Source organism: Streptomyces sp. AM 2-1-1 (genome assembly GCF_029167645.1).
GTDB lineage: Bacteria > Actinomycetota > Actinomycetes > Streptomycetales > Streptomycetaceae > Streptomyces.
Window position 1 is genome coordinate 6,368,215 of sequence record NZ_CP119147.1, and the last position, 21,394, is coordinate 6,389,608.

The window sequence follows — 21,394 nt, forward strand, 5'->3', positions numbered from 1 at the left end:
CAAGGGGGCGCGGCATTGTCGACGGTCTGCTGGGGGAGCGCGGGGCATCGGCGCCGGCCGAACTTCCCAGTTCTCCCCAGGGCCGTCGACCGGCGATTCCCGCCTTTGCGCCCCGGAGAGGCTGTACGTGGATTGCAAGGCTGAAAAGATGGGTGGCCTGGGAAAGTGTTGGAAGAAGTAGTAGCGACCCGCTACGTCACGCCCCTGCGTGAGGGCGGTTCGCTCCCCGGGATCGTCGAAGCCGACGACCTCGGTACGTACGTCATGAAGTTCACCGGGGCCGGCCAGGGGCGGAAGACCCTGGTCGCCGAGGTCATCTGCGGGGAGCTCGGCCGCCGGCTCGGGCTGCGGGTCCCCCGGCTCGTGACCATGCAGCTCGACCCGGTCATCGGGCTCGGCGAGCCCGACCAGGAGGTGCAGGAGCTTCTCAAGGCGAGCGGCGGGCTGAATCTCGGGATGGACTACCTCCCCGGCTCCCTGGGCTTCGACCCGCTCGCGTACCATGTCGATCCGCTGGAGGCGGGGCGGATCGTCTGGTTCGACGCGCTGATCAACAATGTCGACCGTTCCTGGCGCAACCCCAACATGCTGGTCTGGCACGGTGACGTCTGGCTGATCGACCACGGCGCCACGATGATCTGGCACCACAACTGGCCGGGCGCCGAGGCGTCCGCGGCCAAGCCGTACAACGCCTCCGACCACGTGCTGGCCCCGGTGGGACCGGACATCGCGACGGCCGCCGCCGCGCTGGCGCCGCTCGTCACCGAGGAGCTGCTCACCGAGGTGGCCGCCCAGGTGCCCGACGCGTGGCTGCTCGACGAGCCCGGCTTCGGCTCGACGGACGAACTCCGGCGCGCGTACGTGGCGCCCCTGCTGGCCCGTGCCGCCACCGTCCACGAGCGGGTCGTCATGGACGCACCTGCGCCGACCGGTCCGTCCAAGGCGCCCGGCTGGCTCGCCGACCGCCTCGCACCCCGGTCGCGACCGACGGCGCAGGACCGTGCCGCGGGCCCGGACACGACCACCGGCGAGCGCGAGGACGAGGCCCGATGAGCACACGTGACGTCTTCGAGTACGCGCTGCTGCGCGTCGTCCCGCGCGTCGAGCGCGGGGAGTGCTTCAACGCGGGGGTGCTCGTCTACTGCCGGGCGCACTCGTTCGTGGCCGCCCGCACCCATCTCGACGAGGCCAAACTGCGGGCGCTCGACCCGGCCGCCGACGTCGTCGGAGTACGGGCCGCGCTGGCGGCGGTGGAGAACGTCTGCGGCGGCGGCGACGCGGCCGGACAGGCGTCCGGCGACGACGCGGGGCGGCGCTTCCGCTGGCTGATCGCCCCCCGCTCCACGGTCGTGCAGCCGGGCCCCGTACACACCGGCCTGACGCTGGATCCGGAGGCCGAGGTCGAGCGGCTGCTCGACCTGCTCGTCCGCTGACGGCCGGCGCACCCACCGGTCACCCGGTACACACCTCGGCGGAGGGGCTGCCCGCGACCGGTCGCGGGCAGCCCCTCCGCCGTCTCCTTCGGGTGTGACATGCGCCCCTGCGCGTCCGGGCCGTTGACACCGGGTGCCAGGGCTTCTAGCGTCGCACTCACAGTTGAACTAAGCGCTTGCTCAGTCGATGGAGGGCTCGCGCCGGGAACGTCCGGCGCCGGGGCTCTTCCCGTCGGCGGGGCCGCGATCCAACGGCGAGGAGAACCCAGCATGTCCACCACCGAGCAGCGTGTCGCCATCGTGACGGGAGCGGCGCGGGGCATCGGCGCCGCCACCGCCGTGCGCCTGGCGGCCGAGGGCCGCGCCGTGGCCGTACTCGACCTCGACGAGGCCGCCTGCAAGGAGACCGTCGAGAAGATCACCGCCGCCGGCGGCACCGCGCTCGCCGTCGGCTGCGACGTGTCCGACGGAGCGCAGGTGGAGGCCGCCGTCGCGCGGGTCGTCACCGAACTCGGCGCGCCGACGATCCTCGTCAACAACGCGGGGGTCCTCCGGGACAACCTGCTCTTCAAGATGAGCGAGTCCGACTGGGACATCGTGATGAACGTCCACCTCAAGGGCGCGTTCCTGATGGCCAAGGCCGTCCAGAAGCACATGGTGGACGCGGGCTTCGGCCGTATCGTCTCGCTCTCCTCCTCCTCGGCGCTCGGCAACCGCGGTCAGGCCAACTACGCGGCCGTCAAGGCGGGCCTCCAGGGCTTCACCAAGACCCTGGCGAAGGAGCTCGGCAAGTTCGGCATCACCGCCAACGCCGTCGCTCCCGGCTTCATCGTGACGGAGATGACCGCGCAGACCGCGGCCCGCGTCGGGATGGGCTTCGAGGAGTTCCAGGCCGCCGCGGCCACCCAGATCCCGGTGCAGCGCGTGGGCCGCCCGGAGGACATCGCCAACGCCATCTCCTTCTTCACCGGCGAGGACGCGGGCTTCGTCTCCGGACAGGTGCTGTACGTCGCCGGCGGCCCGCTCAACTGACCCGAAGGACGAGGGAGATCATGACTGTGCAGGACAGTGGGAAGGTCGCGCTCGTCACCGGCGCGAGCAGGGGGATCGGGTACGGCGTCGCCGAGGCGCTCGTCGCCCGCGGCGACCGGGTCTGCATCACGGGCCGCGGCGAGGAGGCGCTCAAGGAGGCGGTCGAGCGGCTGGGCTCCGACCGGGTGATCGGTGTCGCCGGAAAGGCGCACGACGAGGCGCACCAGGCGCACGCCGTCGAGCGCACCATGGAGGCCTTCGGGCGGGTCGACTACCTCGTCAACAACGCGGGGACCAACCCGGTGTTCGGCCCCATGGCGGAGCTCGACCTCAACGTCGCGCGCAAGGTCTTCGAGACCAACGTGATCTCCGCGCTCGGCTTCGCCCAGCGGACCTGGAAGGCCTGGCAGGCCCAGAACGGCGGGGCGATCGTCAACATCGCCTCGGTGGCCGGGATCTCGGCGTCGCCCTTCATCGGCGCGTACGGCATGAGCAAGGCCGCCATGGTCAACCTGACGCTGCAGCTCGCCCACGAGTTCGCGCCGGTCGTCCGGGTCAACGCGATCGCGCCGGCCGTCGTCAAGACCAAGTTCGCCGAGGCGCTGTACGAGGGCCGTGAGGCCGAGGTGGCCGCCGCGTACCCCATGGCGCGGCTGGGAGTTCCCGAGGACATCGGCGGCGCGGCCGCCTTCCTCACCTCGGATCAGTCGGGCTGGATCACGGGACAGACCCTCGTGATCGACGGGGGAATTTTCCTGAATGCCGGAGTGAGCTGAACGGCCTGCGCCGGTTCGCCCCGATTGACGCAAGTGCCCTGCCGGGCCTGGTGATTGAACCGGTGGGGCACTGCGATATGGTCTGCCGACCCATGGCTGATCGAGGAGCGTGCACGTGTTCTACCGGGCCAGTCTGCAGGCTGCTGCAGCCCTAGCATCCCTGTCTCTCGTCGCCGGCTGCAGTGTGTTCTCCGGCAGCGGGTCCGACGTCGACCAGCACATAGCGGTCGGATCGACCAGTTCGCCCTCGACCCTCGACCCGGCCGGGGCCTGGGACAACTCCTGGGAGCTGATGCGCAACGTCTTCCAGACCCTGGTGTCCTTCCCGACGGGCAGTACCGCGCCGGAGCCGGACGCGGCGGAATGCACCTTCACCGACTCGACGAGCATGGCGTACCGCTGCGAACTCCGCCCCGGTCTGACGTTCTCCAACGGCGACAAGCTCGACGCCGAGGCGGTCAAGTACTCCATCGACCGGATCGTGACGATCAAGGCCAAGGGTGGCCCGCTCGGCCTGCTGGGGTCGCTCGACCGCGTGGAGACGAAGGGCGACGACCTCGTCATCTTCCACCTCAAGAAGTCCGACGCCACGTTCCCGTTCGTCCTCGCCACCCCGGCGATGTCGATCGTCTCGCCCCACGACTACCCCAAGGACAAACTCCGCACCGGCAACTCGGTGACCGGTTCGGGTCCGTACGTCCTGGACCACTACGAGCCCCACGCCGTGGCGGAGTTGCAGAAGAACGACAGCTACAAGGGGTTCGCGGACCGGAAGAACGAGTCCGTCACCATCCGGTACTTCGACAAGTCCGACGCGATGGTCGCGGCGCTGCGGGCCGACAAGATCGACGCCACCTACCGCGGGCTCACCGCCGACGAGGTCGTCGGCCTCCAGAACGGCAAGGGGGACAACAAGGGCCTCCAGCTCGTCGAGTCCGTGGGCGCGGACATCCGCTTCCTCGTCTTCAACCCGAAGGACCCGGTCGCCGGCAAGCAGGCCGTGCGCGAGGCCATCGCCCGGCTCGTGGACCGGGACGCCCTCGTCGCCAAGGTCTACCAGGGCACCGCCGAACCCCTCTACTCCATCGTGCCGAAGGGCATCGCCGCCCACACCACGAGCTTCTTCGACACCTTCGGCGACCCCGACGTGGCGAAGGCCCGGGGCGCCCTCCAGGACGCCGGCATCACGACCCCGGTCGCCATGACCTTCTGGTACACCACGGACCGATACGGGTCGTCGACCGGACCGGAGTTCGAGGAGATCAAGCGGCAGCTGGAGAAGTCGGGCCTCTTCAGGATCACCCTGCGCAGCGCACCCTGGACCACGTTCCAGGAGGGCTTCAACAAGGGCGACTACCCGGTCTTCGGCCGCGGTTGGTTCCCCGACTTCCCCGACCCCGACAACTTCGTCGCGCCCTTCGTCGGCAAGGAGAGCGCCACCGGCGGGATGTACGTCAACAAGAAGATCACCGACCAGATCCTGCCCGCCTCGCGCCAGGAGAGCGACCGCGGCGCGGTCAGCAAGCAGTTCGCCGAGGCCCAGCAGATCCTGGTCGAGGACATCCCGCTGCTGCCGCTCTGGCAGGGCAAGCTCTACATCGCCGCCGGCGAGGACATCGGCGGCGGCGAGCGTGCCCTCGACCCGCAGACCGTCATGCAGATGTGGGAGCTCTACCGCAAGGCCAGCTGGTAATCCGGGGAACCGGGCACCCGGCCCCGCTGTCAGTGGGGCCGGGTAGGTTCAGGACCAAGAACCGATCGCTCTCCGGAGGTTGTGGACGTGACCGACACCGACCTGCTGCTGCCCGAGTCCTGGCGCGGCGTCCTCGGCGACGAAATGCAGAAGCCGTACGTGAAGGAACTCGCGGACTTCGTCGAGGAAGAGCGGGCCAAGGGGCCGGTGTACCCCCCGCGTGACCAGGTCTTCGCGGCGCTGGAAGCCACTCCCTACGACCGGGTCAAGGTGCTCGTCCTCGGCCAGGACCCGTACCACGGCGAGGGGCAGGGACACGGGCTCTGCTTCTCCGTCCGGCCCGGCGTGCGGACGCCCCCCTCGCTGCGCAACATCTACAAGGAGATGCAGGAAGAGCTGGGTCTCCCCGTTCCGGACAACGGCTATCTGATGCCGTGGGCCGAGCAGGGCGTCCTGTTGCTCAACGCCGTTCTCACCGTGCGCGCCGGCGAGGCCAACTCGCACAAGGGCAAGGGCTGGGAAAAGATCACCGACGCGGTGATCCGTGCCGTTGCCGAGCGCCCGGAGCCCGCCGTGTTCGTCCTCTGGGGCAACTACGCGCAGAAGAAGCTCCCCCTCATCGACGAGTCGCGGCACGTGGTCGTGAAGGGCGCGCACCCCTCGCCGCTCTCCGCGAAGAGGTTCTTCGGCTCCCGGCCCTTCAGCCAGATCAACGAGGCGGTGGCCGCCCAGGGCCACGACCCCATCGACTGGCGCATCCCCGACCTCGGCTGAGCCTCGGGCCCGGTCGTCGCACGGCCGTCCGCCGGGCCCCCGGCCTCCGGCGGACCACGGTGGTGTGAGACACGGCCCCGGACGCGGCGACGAGGCCTGGATCCGTCCTGCCGCGCCTGAGCGGATCCGCGCACCGGTGCGGCTAGGGTCTTGTCCCGTCACCGGAGCCGGCACACCCGCGGGCATGGCCCGGGGCCGCGCCCGTACACCCGCGCGAGGAGACCGCAGTGGTGGACCAGCAGTCGTCGACGGACGCCGTCGGCACCCGGATCGGCCAGGCGGTCATGCTCCTCCATGGCGGGGACCGCGAAGAGGCACGCAACCGCTTCGCCGCCCTCTGGTCCGAGCTGGGGGAGGACGGGGACGCGCTGCACCGCTGCACCCTGGCGCACTACATGGCCGACACCCAGGACGATCCCGGTGACGAACTGGCCTGGGACCTGCGAGCACTGGACGCGGCGGCCGAAGGGATGACCGGCGAGCGGCCCGCCCCGCGCCAGGACCTGCTGGCGATGCACGCGTTCTCCCCGGCTCTCCACCTCAGCCTCGCCGCGGACTACCTCAAGCTGCGCCGGCCCGGGGTCGCCCGCCACCACCTGGACCGGGCCCGGAAGGCGGCGGACGCACTCCCGGACGGTGGCCGCGGCAGCGGCGTCAGGACCGCCATCGACCGGCTGGAGGCGCGGCTCGGCCGGGACCGCTGACCCCCCCCACGCCCCGGCTCGGCGCGCCGTCGCCGGGCCGGCGGTCTCAGTGGCCGTACGCCTGGTCGCAGATCCGGGACTGCGGACTCCCCGCCGACCACCCGCCGAAACCGCGCCCGAGAGCGCAGACGTTCTGGCCCGACACCGGAACGCGTGGCAGACCCGACACCCTCACCTCGGGGAGCGGAGCGGCAGGGCGCGGCGGGGGATGGGCAGCCGGAGGCGTTCCGCCCGACCGCGGCGGCCGCGGCCGTGACACGGGGGCCGGTGCCCGCTCGGAGCGGGCGGACGCGGACGGCGCGTCCCGGGGCAGGGCGTCCAGCGCCTCGCGGCCGGGCGGCTGGCCGATCTGCGGCTCCACTTCCTGGACGGGGCCGTTCGACGGGGGCGGCGGAGTCCGCGGCCCGCCGGGGTCGACCGTTACACAGCCGGACACGGTGGCGACGGCCAGGCCCACGAGGACGGCCGCGGTCATTCGGTTTCGTTGCACCCGGACACTCTGCGGGTGGCCTGGGCCCGGCGGGAGTCCGTACGCGCCGAATGCCCCGCACGAGTGACCCGGTCAGCACGGTGTGCAGGTGTGTCCATCCGTACGGCGGAGCGGCGCCGGGGCCCAGGGTGGACGGGGGCGGGCCGAGGGTCGGGGCCGCGTTCCGACGGGGTGCCGGCCGCGGGTCGCGGACCGGGTGCCACGTGCGGACCGGGGCGGCGTACGTGGCAGCGTGTACATGGCGGCCGCGTCCGGCGCCCGCCGGCCGGGCGGCGCCGTCGCGCACGTATGCTGCCGGGATCAAGGACGGGCGCAGGGCAGAGTGAGGGAGTTCCCGTGAAGGTCGGCTGCATCGGACTCGGCGACATCGCGCAGAAGGCCTATCTGCCGGTGCTCACCGCCCTGCCGGGGATCGAACTGCACCTGCAGACCCGGACCCCCGCCACCCTGGACGCCGTCGCCGCCGCGCACCGCATCCCCGACGGGCAGCGCCACGCGACCCTCGACTCCCTGCTCGCCCAGGGGGTCGACGCCGCCTTCGTCCACGCCCCGACGACCGCGCATCCGGAGATCGCCACCCGGCTGCTGGAAGCCGGCGTCCCCACGTACGTCGACAAGCCCCTCGCGTACGAACTCGCCGACTCCACGCGGCTGGTGGAGCTGGCAGAGGAACGCGGCACGAGTCTCGCGGTGGGCTTCAACCGCCGTCTCGCCCCCGGCTACGCGCAGTGCGCGGAACACCCGCGCGAGCTGATCCTGCTGCAGAAGAACCGGGTGGGGCTGCCGGAGGATCCCCGGACGCTGGTGCTCGACGACTTCATCCACGTTGTGGACACCCTGCGCTTCCTGGTACCCGGCCCCGTCGACCGGGTCTCGGTGCGGGCCCGGATCGCCGACGGACTGATGCACCACGTCGTCCTCGAACTGTCCGGCGACGGCTTCACCGCCCTCGGCATGATGAACCGTCGGGGCGGCTCCACCGAGGAGATCCTCGAAGTCTCGGGCCAGGACAGCAAGCGACAGGTCATCAACCTCGCGGAGGTCGTCGACCACCGGGGACAGCCCACCCTGCGCCGGCGCGGCGACTGGGTACCGGTCGCCCGACAGCGCGGCATCGAGAGCTGTGTCACCTCGTTCCTGGACGCCGTACGCGCCGGCGTGACGCTCAGCGCGCGCGACGCGCTGGCGACCCACGAACTCTGCGAGCGCGTCGTCCTGGAGGCACTGGCGCAGGCATAGGCGGCGAGGGGCAGCACATCCACGGGGTGGTGACCACCACCGCCGTTCCTGCCGCCCCGCCACGGGTTTGGGAACTCCACCAGCCACCGTGGCGCGGACCGGACGGCCGGAAGGGAGGCGTCCCCGGCCGGGTATGCCTCCCGGCGGTGACGTCAGACGGCCACGACCGCCCCTTCGCGCATCCAGCCCCGGCCGTCCGCTGCCGCATCAGTGGTGACGAGGACGTAGCCGTACTCGTTGTAGGACGCACCCTCACAGGTCGACGCTCCGACGATGTCGCCTGCGTACTTGGTCTTGACGACCACGCTGTACGGATTCGGGTTCTCGTACACCCCGGCGGTCGGCCAGACGACCTTGTACTGACAGCCCGTCCCGGCTGCGGCCCCGGAGGCGGTGGCGAACACCCCGGCGAAGCCGAGCGCGGTGGCCAGGACGGTGGTGGTGAGACGGGTCATCTTCATGATCGGTGGCACTCCTCGGGAGGCTTCGACGTGTCAGGAGCATGATCATAGGGGCGGATTGCGTCCCGGCGCCCCCCCGGTGCACCGCAGCCCGGGTGCACCGCAGACGGAGAGGGCGCCCGGCGTCGCTGCCGCCGGGGCCGAGGGCGTGTCGCCCACCGGGACCGCAACGACCCCACGCCGGGGGCGTCTTCGTCGCCCTGGTACGGCTCCGGGTGCCGGGGTGGAAGGAGGCGACGCGGCGTCCGCACGGCGCGACCTCGCGGGCGCCGCGCACGATCCGCGCTGCCCTCGCCGGGAACGACGGCCTGCGGTGGCCCGAAGCCTCGCGGTCACGCGGTCGCCCGCGGACTTCGCTCAGGCGGGTGGCGTCGACCGGTCTCCCCATCCTCCGATCCGTGCCCCCGTGGGTGAGTTGGGCCGACCGGCGACGGGAGGCGGAACATCCCGGGCGCCACGGATCGCCCGCCCGGGCGGCCGCACCCGATCCGGAGCGGAGAGGCGTCGCCATCACTGTAAAATGCCTTTACAAGTCAATGTTGTTTACTGGAGGTTGCGGCGTGAGCAGGACACGAGCGGCGGCACTGGAGGCGCTGCACGACTGGGCCGCGAACTTCCGGACCGCCCGCAGGGACGCGTTGATCGCCGCGGCCTGGCAGGCGGGGGTGACCAGCGTCCCCGCACTCTCCGAGGCCGCCCGGGTCAGCCGTCCGACCGTCTACGCGGCTTTGCGCTCGCAGGGCATCGAGCCCAACCACCGGGCGAACGGACCCGCGGTGCTCGACAGCGGGCCGCTGGACATCGAGGGTTTCACCGGCCAGGACGAGACCGCCGAAGCGGAGTTCGACAGGGCGCTGGGCCGTTGGAAGGCGACCCGTCCTCACGCGACCTCCGCCGAGTTCTGCGACGAGGGAACACGGCTCGTCGCGCTGATGGACACGACCGCCCGGTACGTCGACGCGCGCGACCGCCTGGCGCGCGAACAGGTCGCCCGCGCCGAACGGGACCGCCTGCTCCGACGGGTCGACCAGCGCTGGGAGGCGCTCAGCACCGCCCCGGCCTGGCACGCCGCCCACCACGCCTACGTCCTCGCGGTCGGCGACGCCCACGCGGGTGTCGACGCGTGGCGGGAAAGCGCGGAGACCGCTCTGCTGCGCCCCTTCCACTGCCGGACGCCGCTGCACGAAGCCGTGTACGGACGGATCAAGGCAGCCGGCCACCCCGGACTGGAGCTCGTGGCGGCCGACGTCGACCGCACACCTGCCCGGACCGCCGGATGGCTCCGCGCCGATCTCGAACGGAACCACGAGCGCCGCCGGCGGCTCGCCGCCGAGACGCTCACCCTCTGACCTCGGCGAAGGCCGGGGACAGCGGGGCGGAGCCGGACGGCGGGGCGGGGAACGGGAATCGGCGTCAGGTCCAGCCGGGACAGGACCCCGGAACGGGGAAACCGCATGAGTCGCGTGCGCGCGATGATCAAGGGATGTCCCCGTCCGGACCATGCGCGCTCCCTGCCCCGTCGGCGAAGGCGAACCGCACGCCCAGCGCAGACCGTACGAGTCCCGGGGCCGCACCTACCGGTACACGGCGCTCCTCTGTCCCGCCGTCCTCACCCTCGGGGATGTCGGGGTGCAGCGGTACGACCAGCTGACCGGCGCCCCCCAGGAGGGCCGCGCGCTCAGCGCGACCGCGTTCCGGGGCCCCGCCGCGCCCGGGGACGGCAGCGGACCGCCGCCCGGTGTGGCCGGGGGACCCGCACGTCCCCGACCGGCGCTGCGCCGGCCCCCGCGCGAGACGGAGCGCGCCCACGACGAGCAGGATGCCCCTGGCACAGACCGGGCCCTGTTCTCCGCGCACGCCACCGGTGTCCGTCTGGCCCACCAGGAGGACACGGTGCGGTCGTGGGCCCCGCCCGGTTCGACGATCCGTCTGTGTAACGGTGCCACCACCACGTCGCACCTCGACGACGCCGAGGAGACCACACTGCGTCCGCCGCTCGCCGATCCGGCCGATCCGTCGGCGGGGCGCACCGGCGCGGCCGTCTCCACCCGCGGCGACCGGTTGGCGCCGATGGCTCGACGCCTACGCGGCCGTACGTACGTGCCCGGGTGCATGGCCTCGTACCGGCACCGGCGGGTCAGCACCCGAACGGCCCCGGAGCACGGGGAGCCGTCCGCGCACTGCGGTTGTCAGTGGGGGGTGCGATCCTGCCCGTATGGACGAGCTGATGCGGCGTCGGGTGTACGGCGCCGACCATGAGGACCCGGATCCCGGACCGCGCCCCGGGCACACCTACCGTGAGCTGGTCGGCGGCCCGCTGGACGGGCTGCTCCTCGACGTGACCGGTTGGTCGGAAACGGCACTGGCCGAGGGGGCGGCCCTGATCACGGAGATAGGGGCGTACGGCCCGGGCGGCCGAGCCGAGTACGGCCCCCGCCGGGGTGACCTCCACCGGTGGGACTGGCAGGGCGACACCCCGTAACGCCGCAGGGGACTCCGCCTTGGGATCGTACGCACCGGACACCGCCCTGCCCGGCCTCCGGCCGAACGACCGCACGGCGACGGCAGTGACGCAGAGGCGGAAGAGGCGGCGCGCCTAGGGTGGTCCGGTGACTCTGAGCGCGGCATCACTCCTCCCGGTCAACCTCACCCTCGGCATCCTGCTCGGTGTGCTCGCGCTGGTGGCGGCGGCCGTGGCGGGAGTGTGCCACCTCGCTCCGGACGACCGGACCAACCGGGCCAGGGAGATCCTGATCGCCGGGGTGCGTGCGGCGGTCCAGCTCGCCGCGGTGTCCCTCGTCCTCACCTGGGCGGTCGACGAGGTCCTCGGGCTGCTGGTGTTCCTGGCCGTCATGTTCGCGGTCGCGGTGCGTACGGCCGGGCGCCGGATCACCGGCAATCACACCTGGTGGCTGGCGTGCGTTCCGATCGCCGCCGGGGTGGCGCCGGTGGTCGCTCCGCTGCTGCTGACCGGCCTCGTACCGCTGAAGGGCATCGCGCTCATCCCCGTCACGGGGATCCTCATCGGCGGGGCACTCACGGTGACCGTCCAGGCCGGGCGGCGTGCGCTGGACGAGCTCAAGCAGCGGCGGGGGGAGGTGGAGGCGGCCATGGCCCTGGGATTCTCCGACCGGGACGCCCGGCTGGAGATCGCGAGGCCGTCCGCCTCCGACGCGCTGCTGCCCGGACTCGACCAGACGCGAACCGTCGGACTGGTCACGCTGCCGGGCGCGTTCGTCGGCATGCTGCTGGGAGGCGCGAGCCCGCTGACGGCCGGCGCGGTGCAACTCTTCGTGCTGGTCGCGCTGATGGCCGTGCAATCGATCGCGGTGGCGATCACCGTCGAACTCGTCGCCCGCCACCGAGTCTTCCGTACCGCACCCGACTGACCGCACCCGGAGTCACGCCGCCTCGTAGCGGTGGGCCCGGCCTCCCCGCCACTCGACCCATCGGGGATCGTCGAGCAACTGCTCGGCATCGGGCAGGCCCGCCCGCCGGAGGAACTCCACCACGTCGGAATCTCCCATCGCGAGCCCGGCGATCTGCCCCCGTATGGTGACCCGTCGGCCGCCGGAGGGGGAGGGGCGATGGATGCTGATGGGCGCGCTCATGCTTCCAGGGTGCGCCGGGCGCGGGGTTGCCGCAGGCGGGCGAGGTCGACCGAGCGAGTGGTGCCGACCGGAGTGAGGCCGGGTCGGGCCGACAGGGGTCGCGGGGGCGGTGAGAGGCAGGGACCGGTCAGTGATTCGAACATTGATTCGAGTATAGGCCGAGAGGTACTGCCTGCGGGCCCGAAAAGGGTGGGGGCTCCCCGAGCCCGTCCGGCTACCCTCCCCGCGGAGGTGCACCGTGTCCTGGCCGTCTGTGATCATCCTCGTTCCCGCATCCCGACGCCGACTGCTCGAACAGCGCATTCGGGCCTTCGGACTCGTGCCCGACCCCGTCACGGGTGAGGACAGACTGGACCGGTACGGCTACGCGTACTCCCTCGACCTCTCCGGCGGGATCCTGGCCGACTACGAGCCGGAAGAGCTCGCCCGGGTGGCGCACCGCATCGGCGAACCCTACGCCGCGTACGTCGCGTGCCAGTCCATGGACGCGGCTCGGGCATTCCTCCGCGAGGTTCTCCCCGGGGTCGATGGCCTCGTCGACACCAACCACTTCGAAATCCTGCGGGCGAGCGCATTTCTCGCCCTGGTGGAGCGTCACCCCGGCTGGGACTGGCGCCGCCGACCGAGCACCGAGGTGCGGTAGAGCGGTCGGGGCCGCCCTTCCCCGCCCGTCCATGGAGCCCGGAGCGGCAGGCAGTGGGACACGGGCACCCTGAGGGTGCGAGCGCGAGCTGACCCTGACCGCGGCGTGGGCGACACGGGGACGAGATCGGAGGCCGCTCGGCATGGCGCACGTCGTGGCTGGTCCCGGACTTACCCGGCACCGGATGTCTGCCCCGGCCCTCCGCGGCCACCTGCCGGCGAACCCGCCGGTCTCCCCGCGGGTGAGGTCACCGCCGCTGCGTCACGGCCTCCCTAGCGGCTCTCCGGCGCTACCGCTGCCCCCAGCCGGGCTGCCGGCGGCAGGGGTGCGTGCCGGGGACAGGCTTCGAACGCCTGGATCGCCAACGCGGCGAAGCGTCGGGAGGCCTTGATCCGGGTGTCGGTCGAGGTGGCGCTGATCCCCTTGTTGGCCATGAGCACGAGGACGAGGTCGTCCAGGACGAAGTCGGGCCGCAGACGCCCGCTTCCCTGGGCCCGCAAGGCGAGTCCGGCGACCGCTCGTACCGTGTACGCACGGCCCGCCGCGACATCGGTCGCCCCCGGGAAGGTCGACAGGAAGGCTTCGGTGAAGCCCCGATCGCGGGCGTGAAGCTCACAGATCTTCTCGATCACCAGGCACAGGCCGCGCCAAGGATCGGGATCGGCACACCCTTCGTCGACGAGGGTGCGGCAGGCGTGCAGCTGGTCCGCGAAAGCGTCGGTGACCAGCGTCTGCTTGGTGGGGAAGTGACGGTACAAGGTGGCGGGCCCCACCCCGGCCCGCCGCGCGATCTCGCGCATCGGCACGTCCAGGCCCTCGGCGGAGAACAGCGCCCGGGCCGCGTCGAGGATGCGTTCGCGGTTGTCCCGCGCGTCGGATCGCAGGAGGTGAGGCACTTGGTCGGTCACCACTCTCACTTTAGCCAAACGGACGGGGGCGTCCGTTAACGTCCGACGGCGGGGGCACCGGCACGGCGACCCGTCGCGACCGTCCCGCCCACGCGCCGTACCGGCCCTTTTTTACGGAGAGGCCGACTCTCCGCACGGCCGCGATGGACGACGGTATGGAACAGGACCCCGCGCGAGCGGTCGAAGGAGAGGAAGACGACGTGAAGGCAGTCGAGATACGGAGGTTCGGAGGTCCTGAAGGGCTGGCCGTGGTCGATCTGCCGGTACCCGTACCCGCAGCCGGGCAGGTGGTGATCGCCACGGAGGCGGTGGGCGTGGGCGGTGTCGACACCGTGATCCGCAGCGGAGCCCTGGCCGCCTACGGATTCAAGGAGGGCCACATACCGGGGGGTGAGGTGGCTGGCACCGTGACCGCGGTCGGCGACGGAGTCGACATGTCGTGGATCGGCCGCCGGGTGTGGGGCTCCACCGGAACCGGTGGAGGCTACGTCGAACGCGCCGTCGTGCTGGCCGAGGAGGTTCTTCCCCTCCCGAGCGGCCTCTCCTCCATCGACGCGGTGACCCTCGGCAGCTCCGGGGTGGTCGCCCACTTCGGCCTTCGCCACGCCCGTTTCGCCCCCGGGGAGACGGTCCTCGTGCGCGGCGCAGCCGGCAGCATCGGCATCATGGCGGTGCAACTCGCCGCACGCGGAGGTGCCGCCGCGGTGGCGGTCACGACCTCGTCGGCCGAACGCGGCGAACGGCTGCACCGTCTCGGTGCGACCCATGTGCTGGACCGCTCCGGTGACGGAGGCGCAGATGCTCCCGCCGGCTACGACGTCATCATCGACGTGGTGGCCGGTGCGGACATGCCGTCGTTCTTCGACCGGCTCAACCCCAACGGCCGCATGGTGGCCGTGGGCGCGGTGGCGGGTCAGCCGCCGGCGGACTTCGGCACGAAAATCATGGCGGCCTTCCAGAAGTCGATGTCCTTCGCCGCCTTCAGCGCGGCCACCGTCAGCGGGGCCGACCGGCGTGCCGTACGCGGCGAGCAGTTCGCTGCAGCCGTACGCGGCGAGATCGAGACGGTGGTGCACGAGGTGTTGCCCCTCGACGGCGCCGCGCTGGCGCACCGGAAGATGGACGCGGGCGAGGTCTTCGGCAGGATCGTGCTGACGCCGTAGAGCCCGCACGAACAGAGGAGTGACCGTCGGAACGCGGCGACAAGCGCCCAGCGGCATGGCCAGTGACGCCCTGCTGCCTGGTTCCGGGCGACAGCCCTACGGGCAACTCTCTTCGAACTTCACCCGTCGGAACCGGTGCCTCGGCAGCGGTGGAGACGCGCCCTGTTGCCCGCCGACTTCGGGCAACAGGGCGCTCGGGCTCAGAAGGGAGCCAAGCCCGCGCCGAAGACATCGATGACCAACGGGTCTCCCGTCGTCGGGCTCCACGTGGGAGCACCTCGCCGACTCACCTCGCCCGACTGTCCACCGATGAGCACATGCCCATCCGGGCTCTTCAGCAGCGCCTGCACCATGGTGATGTCGTGGAAGGTCAACGTCCCGCCCCAGTCGTCAGGCGTCGTGCTGGTGAGGTTCGCGTCGGCGTCGAACCGTTGGCCGCTCTCGGCGAGGAAGACGGCAGGGCCTCGGTATGTGGTCATGGCCTGAGGCTAGCGCGGAGGCGTGAGCGCGACCCAACTAGGTTCTCGTGCGTTCCGGTTGAACCCCCCAGCACCCTCGATGACATGCCCTGTCGAGACCTTCCGGCGCCTCACGAGAGGCTTGGCGGCTGCCGTCGCCCGGCTCGTGTGACGATCCGTAGGTCATCGTTGCCCATGGTGGTGATCAGGGGTTCGCCGACGTTGTCGAAGAGGATGACCGGCTCAGCCTCCCGGTGACCGGCTTCGGTCCTGCACCCCTTCGGTGCGGGTGGCCCGGCCGAGGACGATCTCCTGCACGTCGGTCCGTGTGCATGCTGCGCGCCACCCGTCGGGACAGCGGCACTGAAAGCGGTGATGACGTGTGAGGGGAGGGTCGGGCCGGCCAGAGCTTCAGGTGCGCGTTCTCCGCGCGGGTCGTCCGGGCGGATCCACGCTGCCCGGTAGTGGTCCGCAGACCCTCCCCGCCACTCGAGCCGCTGCCAGGTACGTGGTGTCTTGGCTCGCGGTAGCGGTCAAAGCCTCAGTTCTCGAGGCCCCCGGCCTGGTCGGCTGCTTTCACCCAGCCGCTCCGAGAGCGGGCTTCGGGAGGATCGGACCACGCCAACGGTAGGGGCGGGGCGCAGCGGCCACGTCATCCGCCCAATTCCTCGGCGGCTTTCATGATCGTGCGGATCTGTTCCCGGGTCCAGCCGGTGATGCGGACGACCTCGCCCTGGTCCCCGCGCTTGGGGTCTTGCTGCAGAGCCGCAACGGCTTCGGCGCGGAGGTCTGCTCTGGCGGCGTCCAGTGCCGCTTCGGCTTCCCGGTATCGCTGAGCTGCGAGTTGGAGCTTGGCTGTGTCCATACCCTCATCTTGCCACCGCATTGGCCAAGTCGCTGGGCCAAGCCCATTGACCCACCGTGGCGCCGTCGCGCATCACGTCCCGGGTCCGGGACGAGGTGCCTGTTCCGTTGTCGCCCGGTGGCTGTCACCCGGACCGCCCGAGGGCTCTAAGCAGCGCCCGGCTGGTTGTCGTACCGGCCTCGTGGATCGTCCCCCCGCACAGCCGCCGCCCACTCCGCGAGCAGCCGCTCATACTCCCGGCGCCCTTCCACGGACAGGCGACCACCATGAGCCCGCACCAGCGCGCGGATCTCCGCGTTCACCACAGGCAGCGGGCGCGCAGCAGCAGCGTCACACGAAGTCGGGGGCATGCCCACAGACTACGGGCACGGGGCGACGGAGCCCAGAGCGCCCGGACTACGATGGCGCGATCTTGGTGGGCGACGCGCGGGAGACAGCGATGAGCGAGTGGACCGTGCACGGCGCACGACCCATCTCCACTAGGCCGTCTCTTTCGGATCAAGCTTGGGCGGCATCCCGCTCTGCTTGCAGCCAACTGAGCTGCGCCTCGCTGAGCGGCGGCTCAAAGCCTTCAGGGAACATGAGCGTGAGGGGCTGTGGCCACATGCTTTCAGGCCCGTGCTCTTCACAGTGCAGAGCGATGAGATGCGGTCCCTCCCCGCAAGCCTCGTGCTGGTAGACGCGGTCATGCGCCTGGCAGAAGTACGAGAACATCGTGCAGTCGTCCTCGTCAGTCGGCTCGTAGTAGCCGGGATCCCGGACGATCAGTGTCACCCGTTCCTGACGGTTGAACCGAGGGATGGGCCGAGGATCGCACCACAGCAGTCGAGGAGGAAGCACGCGACCATTCTGTGCCAAGAGCGGCTTCGAGTCAGCGCGCGGACCAGATGAAGATGCCGCGAGGTGGAGTACCGCCTGGTACATGGTGGCGGTCTTGTCGTACCGGGTGGCCAGACCGCGCCACTGCTTGTTGATGCACCGCTCAACGGTGTGGCGCTGTTTGTAGGCGTCGCGAACTCGACCTCGTCGACGTCGAACCGCCCGGTCGCCCCCGGTACGAACACCACCTCATCAAGCTCGCACCTGTCGCCGCCACCGTGCTCCTCAACGAAGCCGATGAGGTGCTGCTGATGTGGCGGTACCGCTTCGCCACCAACACCTGGAACTGGGAGATTCCCAGCGGCATCGTCGAGCCCGGCGAGGATCTGGCGGCTGCCGCTGCCCGCGAGGTGCTGGAGGAGACCGGCTACCAGGTCGACCCGGCCGCCCTGGTCCCGCTCGCCTACAACCAGCCCATCGGCGGCATGTCGAATGCCGAACACCACGTGTTCCTCGCTCGCGACTCCATGCGGGTCGCGGAACCGGTCGACACCCACGAGGCCGACCGCATCGAGTGGCACCCGCTCTCCGCGTGCCACGCGCACCGTCGGGGAAACCCTCCCGCTCGTCGCGCACCCCTTTGGCAGCGGGCGGGAGGCTTCCACACCACGCGGTACCGCAGGGTGCGTCGTGCGCCGAACAGGAAGCCGGGGCGAGACCACATTCCACCCCTCCAGGTGGCGGTCTTGCCCCGGCTTCCCGCTGCCGCGCTCGGCCTTGGCCAGGGCCGGGTGAGAAAGGCCGGGTCAGCCCGCCGACTCTCCCGCGTGCGGGCTCAGCACGCCTGCGGCGACCAGGGCGAAGAGGACGATGCCGAGGATGACGCGGTAGTAGACGAACGGCATGAAGCTCTTGGAGGAGATGAACTTCATGAACCAGGAGATGACCACGTAACCCACCACGAACGCGACCACGGTCGCGAAGATCGTCGGGCCCCAGGAGACGTGGCCTTCGCCCGCGTCCTTGAGTTCGAAGACACCGGAAGCCAGGACGGCGGGGATGGCGAGCAGGAAGGAGTAACGCGCCGCGGCCTCGCGGGTGTAGCCCATGAGCAGGCCACCGCTGATGGTGGCGCCCGAGCGCGAGACCCCCGGAATCAGCGCCATCGCCTGGCACAGCCCGTAGATCAGACCGTCCCGCACTCCCAGGTCCTGGAGCGACTTGCGCTCCCTGGCGGCGCGGTGCTTGCCGCCGACCTCGTCGCGGGCCGCGAGACGGTCCGCGATGCCGAGGACGATGCCCATCACGATCAGGGTCGTCGCGATGAGACGAAGATCGCGGAACGGGCCCTCGATCTGGTCCTTGAAGGTCACCCCGAGCACACCGATCGGGATCGAGCCGACGATGACCAGCCAGCCCATCTGGGCGTCGTGGTCGCGGCGCATGTCGCGGTCGAAGAGTGACCGGAACCAGGACGACAGGATACGGGCGATGTCCTTGCGGAAGTAGATGATCACCGCCGCCTCCGTGCCGATCTGGGTGATGGCGGTGAACGCCGCGCCGGGGTCGTGCCAGCCCGCGAAAGCCGCGGTCAGCCGCAGATGGGCGCTGGAGGAGATCGGCAGGAACTCGGTCAGTCCCTGAACGAGGCCCAGGACGAATGATTCGAACCAGCTCATGGGGCTTAGGCCATCCCGGAGGTGATCAGGCGACGGCCGCACGACAGGGGAAGCGTCGGCAGCGTGCGAATGCGGTCAGAAAAGGACAAGGCGCAAGCCTCGGAGATCCTTTGTCGGTCGGGCGCAGCGTATCGCCTGTGGGTGAACGGCTTGCCGCCTGCCCCCGCCCCGGGCCACCTTCTCTGCGACGGACGCCGGGACGACGTTCAGACGGCCGCAGCGAGCCGGTGGCGTTTGCGCCAGGCGACCAGTGCGCCCCCGACCGCCGACAGCACGATGAACCCGGTCGCGGCGAGGAAGGCGGGGGAGGTGGGTGAGGCGGCCTGGCTGCCGGCGATGACGTACGCCGCCGTGTTGGGGATCGAACCGATTCCGGTGGCCAGCAGGAACGGCGCGTACCGCATGCGGGAGGTGGCCGCGCAGTAGTTGGCGGCGGCGAACGGGACGCCCGGGAAAAGCCTGAGCGCCAGCATGGAGCGGAAGCCGTGCCGACTGAGCTGGCCGTCCGCGGCCTTCAGCCAGCGCCCGCGCAGCAGGGTGCGCAGCGCGTCCTGCCCCAGTACCCGGCCGAGCAGGAACGAGATACCGGCTCCGAGCACCGTGCCCGCGAGGGCGGCGGCCAGCCCTGCCTGGGTGCCGAACAGTGCTCCCGCCGCCAGGTTGAGGAGAGGGCGGGGGGCGAAGGCCACCGTGGAGACGCCGTAGGCCAGTCCGAAGAGCAGGACCGCCGTGGCGCCGGTGAGCTGTGCCGGCCAGCCGGAGGAGAGCAGGCGCTGTGGATCGAAGAGCAGCATGGTCGACGCGGCGGCGGCGAGAACCACGACGAGCAGGGAGAACCGGGACCAGGGGGACATCAGCGCCTTCGAACAGCGCAGGGCCGGACCGTTGCGGGGACGGGCCGCGGAGGCGGGTTCGAACATCTGGGGAGAGTAACGGAAGAGGACATGTGATCGCCGTAATGCACGCGTGATGAACTGACGATCCAACAGGATCTGCCGGGTTTGCACCCACCGTGCGGACCCCTGCCCGGCGCACCTGTGTCCGGCGTCCCCGGTCCCTGCCCGGCGCGCACCCTGCCCGGCCGCGAGCACCCGCCCTGCCCGCGGACCTGCGCGGGGGACCGCACCACCCGCCTCCGCGACCCAACCGGAAAACCTGTCGACGCGCGCGGTCCCGGAGGGCCATCATCCAGACATGTCCCGGTACGCCTTCCTCGCAGCGCCGTCCGCAGTCGCGGACGCGCCGAAGGCTGCCGCGCACACCGCGGTCGCACTCCACGCAGTGGCAGGCCCCGCAGCCGCGTTCCCCGCGGCGGTCGCGGCCGCCGCGACGGCGCTCCTCGACGGCGCCCGAAGCTGACCCTCCTCCGCATGTCCGGCGGACCCCGGGAGGGGAGGGTCGGACAGGCGCAGGGGTCCCCTCCCACGGCTTCGCAACCAAGGAACGAGCCATGCCCAAGACCGCGTACGTGCGCACCAAGCCGCACCTCAACATCGGAACGATGGGTCACGTCGACCACGGCAAGACGACGCTGACCGCCGCCATCACCAAGGTCCTCAGCGGGCGGCCCGACGCCGCCACCTCCTACGTCGCGTTCGACCGGATCGACCGCGCCCCCGAGGAGAGCCGCCGCGGCATCACCATCAACCTCGCGCACGTCGAGTACGAGACCGACACCCGGCACTACGCCCACGTCGACATGCCCGGTCACGCCGACTACGTGAAGAACATGGTCACCGGAGCCGCGCAGCTCGACGGCGCGATCCTCGTCGTCTCCGCGCTCGACGGCATCATGCCGCAGACCGCGGAGCACGTACTGCTGGCCCGTCAGGTCGGCGTCGACCACATCGTCGTCGCCCTGAACAAGGCGGACGCCGGTGACCCCGAGCTGACCGACCTGATCGAGATGGAGGTGCGCGACCTGCTCTCGGCGCACGGGTACGGAGGCGACACGGTCCCCGTCGTCCGGGTCTCCGGGCTCAAGGCGCTGGAGGGCGACCCGCGCTGGACGGCGGCGATCGAAGGGCTGCTCGACGCGGTGGACACGTACGTGCCGATGCCGGTGCGCTACACCGACGCCCCGTTCCTGCTCCCGGTGGAGAACGTGCTCACCATCACCGGGCGCGGCACCGTCGTCACCGGTGCGGTCGAGCGCGGCACCGTACGCGTCGGCGACCGGGTGCAGGTGCTCGGTGCGCACACGGAGACGGTGGTCACCGGCCTGGAGACCTTCGGCAGGCCGATGGAGTCCGCCCAGGCCGGCGACAACGTGGCGCTGCTGCTGCGCGGGGTGGAGCGCGACCGGGTCCGGCGGGGCCATGTCGTGGCCGCGCCGGGCAGCGTCGCCCCGACGCGACGCTTCACCGCGCAGGTGTACGTCCTCTCCGCCCGCGAGGGCGGTCGCACCACTCCGGTCGCCACCGGATACCGGCCGCAGTTCTACATCCGCACCGCGGACGTGGTCGGTGACGTGGACCTGGGGACGGCCGGGGTCGCCCGTCCGGGGGACACGGTCGCCATGACCGTGGAGCTCGGCAGGGACGTGCCGCTGGAGCAAGGACTCGGCTTCGCGATCCGCGAGGGCGGCCGCACCGTCGGCGCCGGCACCGTCACCGGGCTGCTCTGACGGCGGACGCCGGGCGTGCC

Annotated in this window: 24 protein-coding genes and 1 pseudogene; 15 read left to right on the forward strand and 10 right to left on the reverse strand. The window is 71.3% G+C overall.

Translation table 11 applies throughout. From position 1 onward, the window contains the following. The first annotated feature begins 165 nt into the window (after nucleotides 1-165). The 8 genes from PZB77_RS27725 (at nucleotide 166) to PZB77_RS27760 (ending at nucleotide 8,141) form a co-directional block, all read left to right on the forward strand. Nucleotides 166-1,053 (forward strand): HipA family kinase, encoded by an 888-nt coding sequence (locus PZB77_RS27725; protein ID WP_275495362.1) that lies wholly within the window; start codon nucleotides 166-168, stop codon nucleotides 1,051-1,053. Then, entirely contained in the window at nucleotides 1,050-1,433 is a 384-nt protein-coding gene (locus tag PZB77_RS27730; RefSeq protein WP_275495363.1) for a DUF3037 domain-containing protein, read from the forward strand. Before PZB77_RS27725 ends, PZB77_RS27730 begins: the two co-directional genes overlap by 4 nt. Nucleotides 1,434-1,703: 270 nt before the next feature. Next, nucleotides 1,704-2,465: a 3-oxoacyl-ACP reductase FabG gene (gene fabG / locus PZB77_RS27735; protein ID WP_275495364.1), complete on the forward strand. Its 762-nt coding sequence runs from the start codon at nucleotides 1,704-1,706 to the stop codon at nucleotides 2,463-2,465. A gap of 20 nt (nucleotides 2,466-2,485) precedes the next feature. Then, nucleotides 2,486-3,241: an SDR family oxidoreductase gene (locus PZB77_RS27740; RefSeq protein ID WP_275495365.1), complete on the forward strand. Its 756-nt coding sequence runs from the start codon at nucleotides 2,486-2,488 to the stop codon at nucleotides 3,239-3,241. A 115-nt stretch (nucleotides 3,242-3,356) separates the two neighbouring features. Next, a complete protein-coding gene (locus PZB77_RS27745; protein WP_275495366.1) occupies nucleotides 3,357-4,934 on the forward strand; it encodes an ABC transporter substrate-binding protein in 1,578 nt (525 codons plus the stop codon). An 87-nt stretch (nucleotides 4,935-5,021) separates the two neighbouring features. Next, on the forward strand, nucleotides 5,022-5,708 hold the full coding sequence (locus PZB77_RS27750) for a uracil-DNA glycosylase (protein WP_275495367.1): 687 nt from the start codon (nucleotides 5,022-5,024) through the stop codon (nucleotides 5,706-5,708). Nucleotides 5,709-5,935: 227 nt separating this feature from the next. Then, on the forward strand, nucleotides 5,936-6,412 hold the full coding sequence (locus PZB77_RS27755) for a hypothetical protein (protein WP_275495368.1): 477 nt from the start codon (nucleotides 5,936-5,938) through the stop codon (nucleotides 6,410-6,412). Between the two features lie 826 nt (nucleotides 6,413-7,238). Continuing rightward, the gene (locus tag PZB77_RS27760; RefSeq protein WP_275495369.1) at nucleotides 7,239-8,141 is read left to right on the forward strand and encodes a Gfo/Idh/MocA family oxidoreductase; all 903 of its coding nucleotides are present in this window, start codon (nucleotides 7,239-7,241) and stop codon (nucleotides 8,139-8,141) included. Between the two features lie 152 nt (nucleotides 8,142-8,293). On the opposite strand, the gene PZB77_RS27765 is transcribed toward PZB77_RS27760, so the two are convergent. Continuing rightward, nucleotides 8,294-8,602, reverse strand: a complete 309-nt coding sequence (locus PZB77_RS27765) for a glycosyltransferase (RefSeq protein WP_275495370.1) — start codon at nucleotides 8,600-8,602, stop codon at nucleotides 8,294-8,296. 560 nt (nucleotides 8,603-9,162) lie between these two features. On the opposite strand from PZB77_RS27765, the gene PZB77_RS27770 reads away from it, so the two are divergent. From PZB77_RS27770 to PZB77_RS27780, 3 genes are all read left to right on the forward strand, one after another. Further along, on the forward strand, nucleotides 9,163-9,951 hold the full coding sequence (locus PZB77_RS27770) for a hypothetical protein (RefSeq protein WP_275495371.1): 789 nt from the start codon (nucleotides 9,163-9,165) through the stop codon (nucleotides 9,949-9,951). Nucleotides 9,952-10,817: 866 nt separating this feature from the next. Further along, on the forward strand, nucleotides 10,818-11,084 hold the full coding sequence (locus PZB77_RS27775; protein ID WP_266701666.1) for a hypothetical protein: 267 nt from the start codon (nucleotides 10,818-10,820) through the stop codon (nucleotides 11,082-11,084). Nucleotides 11,085-11,211: 127 nt separating this feature from the next. Beyond that, the gene (locus PZB77_RS27780; protein ID WP_275495372.1) at nucleotides 11,212-11,991 is read left to right on the forward strand and encodes an ABC transporter permease; all 780 of its coding nucleotides are present in this window, start codon (nucleotides 11,212-11,214) and stop codon (nucleotides 11,989-11,991) included. 12 nt (nucleotides 11,992-12,003) lie between these two features. Here the strand turns inward: PZB77_RS27780 and PZB77_RS27785 are convergent, their stop codons facing one another. Further along, nucleotides 12,004-12,213, reverse strand: a complete 210-nt coding sequence (locus tag PZB77_RS27785; protein ID WP_275495373.1) for a hypothetical protein — start codon at nucleotides 12,211-12,213, stop codon at nucleotides 12,004-12,006. A 238-nt stretch (nucleotides 12,214-12,451) separates the two neighbouring features. On the opposite strand from PZB77_RS27785, the gene PZB77_RS27790 reads away from it, so the two are divergent. Then, nucleotides 12,452-12,856: a hypothetical protein gene (locus tag PZB77_RS27790; RefSeq protein WP_275495374.1), complete on the forward strand. Its 405-nt coding sequence runs from the start codon at nucleotides 12,452-12,454 to the stop codon at nucleotides 12,854-12,856. Between the two features lie 272 nt (nucleotides 12,857-13,128). On the opposite strand, the gene PZB77_RS27795 is transcribed toward PZB77_RS27790, so the two are convergent. Then, nucleotides 13,129-13,764, reverse strand: coding sequence for a TetR/AcrR family transcriptional regulator (locus PZB77_RS27795; protein WP_275495375.1), 636 nt, complete (start codon nucleotides 13,762-13,764; stop codon nucleotides 13,129-13,131). A 200-nt stretch (nucleotides 13,765-13,964) separates the two neighbouring features. Here PZB77_RS27795 and PZB77_RS27800 point away from each other — a divergent pair, with 200 nt between their 5' ends. Next, nucleotides 13,965-14,927, forward strand: coding sequence for a zinc-binding dehydrogenase (locus PZB77_RS27800; RefSeq protein WP_275495376.1), 963 nt, complete (start codon nucleotides 13,965-13,967; stop codon nucleotides 14,925-14,927). Between the two features lie 200 nt (nucleotides 14,928-15,127). Here the strand turns inward: PZB77_RS27800 and PZB77_RS27805 are convergent, their stop codons facing one another. The 7 genes and pseudogenes from PZB77_RS27805 to PZB77_RS27835 form a co-directional block, all read right to left on the reverse strand. Further along, nucleotides 15,128-15,406 (reverse strand): hypothetical protein, encoded by a 279-nt coding sequence (locus tag PZB77_RS27805; RefSeq protein WP_275495377.1) that lies wholly within the window; start codon nucleotides 15,404-15,406, stop codon nucleotides 15,128-15,130. 631 nt (nucleotides 15,407-16,037) lie between these two features. After that, on the reverse strand, nucleotides 16,038-16,250 hold the full coding sequence (locus PZB77_RS27810) for a hypothetical protein (protein WP_275495378.1): 213 nt from the start codon (nucleotides 16,248-16,250) through the stop codon (nucleotides 16,038-16,040). Nucleotides 16,251-16,396: 146 nt separating this feature from the next. Further along, nucleotides 16,397-16,600: a hypothetical protein gene (locus PZB77_RS27815; protein WP_275495379.1), complete on the reverse strand. Its 204-nt coding sequence runs from the start codon at nucleotides 16,598-16,600 to the stop codon at nucleotides 16,397-16,399. A gap of 148 nt (nucleotides 16,601-16,748) precedes the next feature. After that, on the reverse strand, nucleotides 16,749-17,024 hold the full coding sequence (locus PZB77_RS27820) for a hypothetical protein (RefSeq protein WP_275495380.1): 276 nt from the start codon (nucleotides 17,022-17,024) through the stop codon (nucleotides 16,749-16,751). A gap of 117 nt (nucleotides 17,025-17,141) precedes the next feature. Continuing rightward, nucleotides 17,142-17,261: pseudogene (locus tag PZB77_RS27825) on the reverse strand (IS5/IS1182 family transposase); the annotation flags it as partial. Nucleotides 17,262-17,875: 614 nt separating this feature from the next. After that, complete coding sequence (locus tag PZB77_RS27830; protein ID WP_275495381.1) at nucleotides 17,876-18,748, reverse strand: undecaprenyl-diphosphate phosphatase; 873 nt, start codon at nucleotides 18,746-18,748, stop codon at nucleotides 17,876-17,878. A gap of 206 nt (nucleotides 18,749-18,954) precedes the next feature. Beyond that, nucleotides 18,955-19,668: a TVP38/TMEM64 family protein gene (locus tag PZB77_RS27835; protein ID WP_275495382.1), complete on the reverse strand. Its 714-nt coding sequence runs from the start codon at nucleotides 19,666-19,668 to the stop codon at nucleotides 18,955-18,957. A 274-nt stretch (nucleotides 19,669-19,942) separates the two neighbouring features. On the opposite strand from PZB77_RS27835, the gene PZB77_RS27840 reads away from it, so the two are divergent. Together PZB77_RS27840 and tuf are read left to right on the forward strand one after the other, a co-directional pair. After that, on the forward strand, nucleotides 19,943-20,107 hold the full coding sequence (locus PZB77_RS27840) for a hypothetical protein (RefSeq protein ID WP_275495383.1): 165 nt from the start codon (nucleotides 19,943-19,945) through the stop codon (nucleotides 20,105-20,107). Between the two features lie 91 nt (nucleotides 20,108-20,198). Continuing rightward, the gene (gene tuf, locus PZB77_RS27845) at nucleotides 20,199-21,374 is read left to right on the forward strand and encodes an elongation factor Tu (RefSeq protein WP_275495384.1); all 1,176 of its coding nucleotides are present in this window, start codon (nucleotides 20,199-20,201) and stop codon (nucleotides 21,372-21,374) included. The last annotated feature ends 20 nt before the right edge of the window (nucleotides 21,375-21,394 follow it).

Coding starts and splice junctions, on each gene's coding strand:
- PZB77_RS27775 (WP_266701666.1), top strand. CDS start 10,818: ATGGACGAGCTGATGCGGCGTCGGGTGTACGGCGCCGACCATGAGGAC.
- PZB77_RS27730 (WP_275495363.1), top strand. CDS start 1,050: ATGAGCACACGTGACGTCTTCGAGTACGCGCTGCTGCGCGTCGTCCCG.
- PZB77_RS27805 (WP_275495377.1), bottom strand. CDS start 15,406: ATGACCACATACCGAGGCCCTGCCGTCTTCCTCGCCGAGAGCGGCCAA.
- PZB77_RS27740 (WP_275495365.1), top strand. CDS start 2,486: ATGACTGTGCAGGACAGTGGGAAGGTCGCGCTCGTCACCGGCGCGAGC.
- PZB77_RS27785 (WP_275495373.1), bottom strand. CDS start 12,213: ATGAGCGCGCCCATCAGCATCCATCGCCCCTCCCCCTCCGGCGGCCGA.
- fabG (WP_275495364.1), top strand. CDS start 1,704: ATGTCCACCACCGAGCAGCGTGTCGCCATCGTGACGGGAGCGGCGCGG.
- PZB77_RS27830 (WP_275495381.1), bottom strand. CDS start 18,748: ATGAGCTGGTTCGAATCATTCGTCCTGGGCCTCGTTCAGGGACTGACC.
- PZB77_RS27765 (WP_275495370.1), bottom strand. CDS start 8,602: ATGAAGATGACCCGTCTCACCACCACCGTCCTGGCCACCGCGCTCGGC.
- tuf (WP_275495384.1), top strand. CDS start 20,199: ATGCCCAAGACCGCGTACGTGCGCACCAAGCCGCACCTCAACATCGGA.
- PZB77_RS27835 (WP_275495382.1), bottom strand. CDS start 19,668: ATGTTCGAACCCGCCTCCGCGGCCCGTCCCCGCAACGGTCCGGCCCTG.
- PZB77_RS27810 (WP_275495378.1), bottom strand. CDS start 16,250: ATGGACACAGCCAAGCTCCAACTCGCAGCTCAGCGATACCGGGAAGCC.
- PZB77_RS27815 (WP_275495379.1), bottom strand. CDS start 16,600: ATGCCCCCGACTTCGTGTGACGCTGCTGCTGCGCGCCCGCTGCCTGTG.
- PZB77_RS27840 (WP_275495383.1), top strand. CDS start 19,943: ATGTCCCGGTACGCCTTCCTCGCAGCGCCGTCCGCAGTCGCGGACGCG.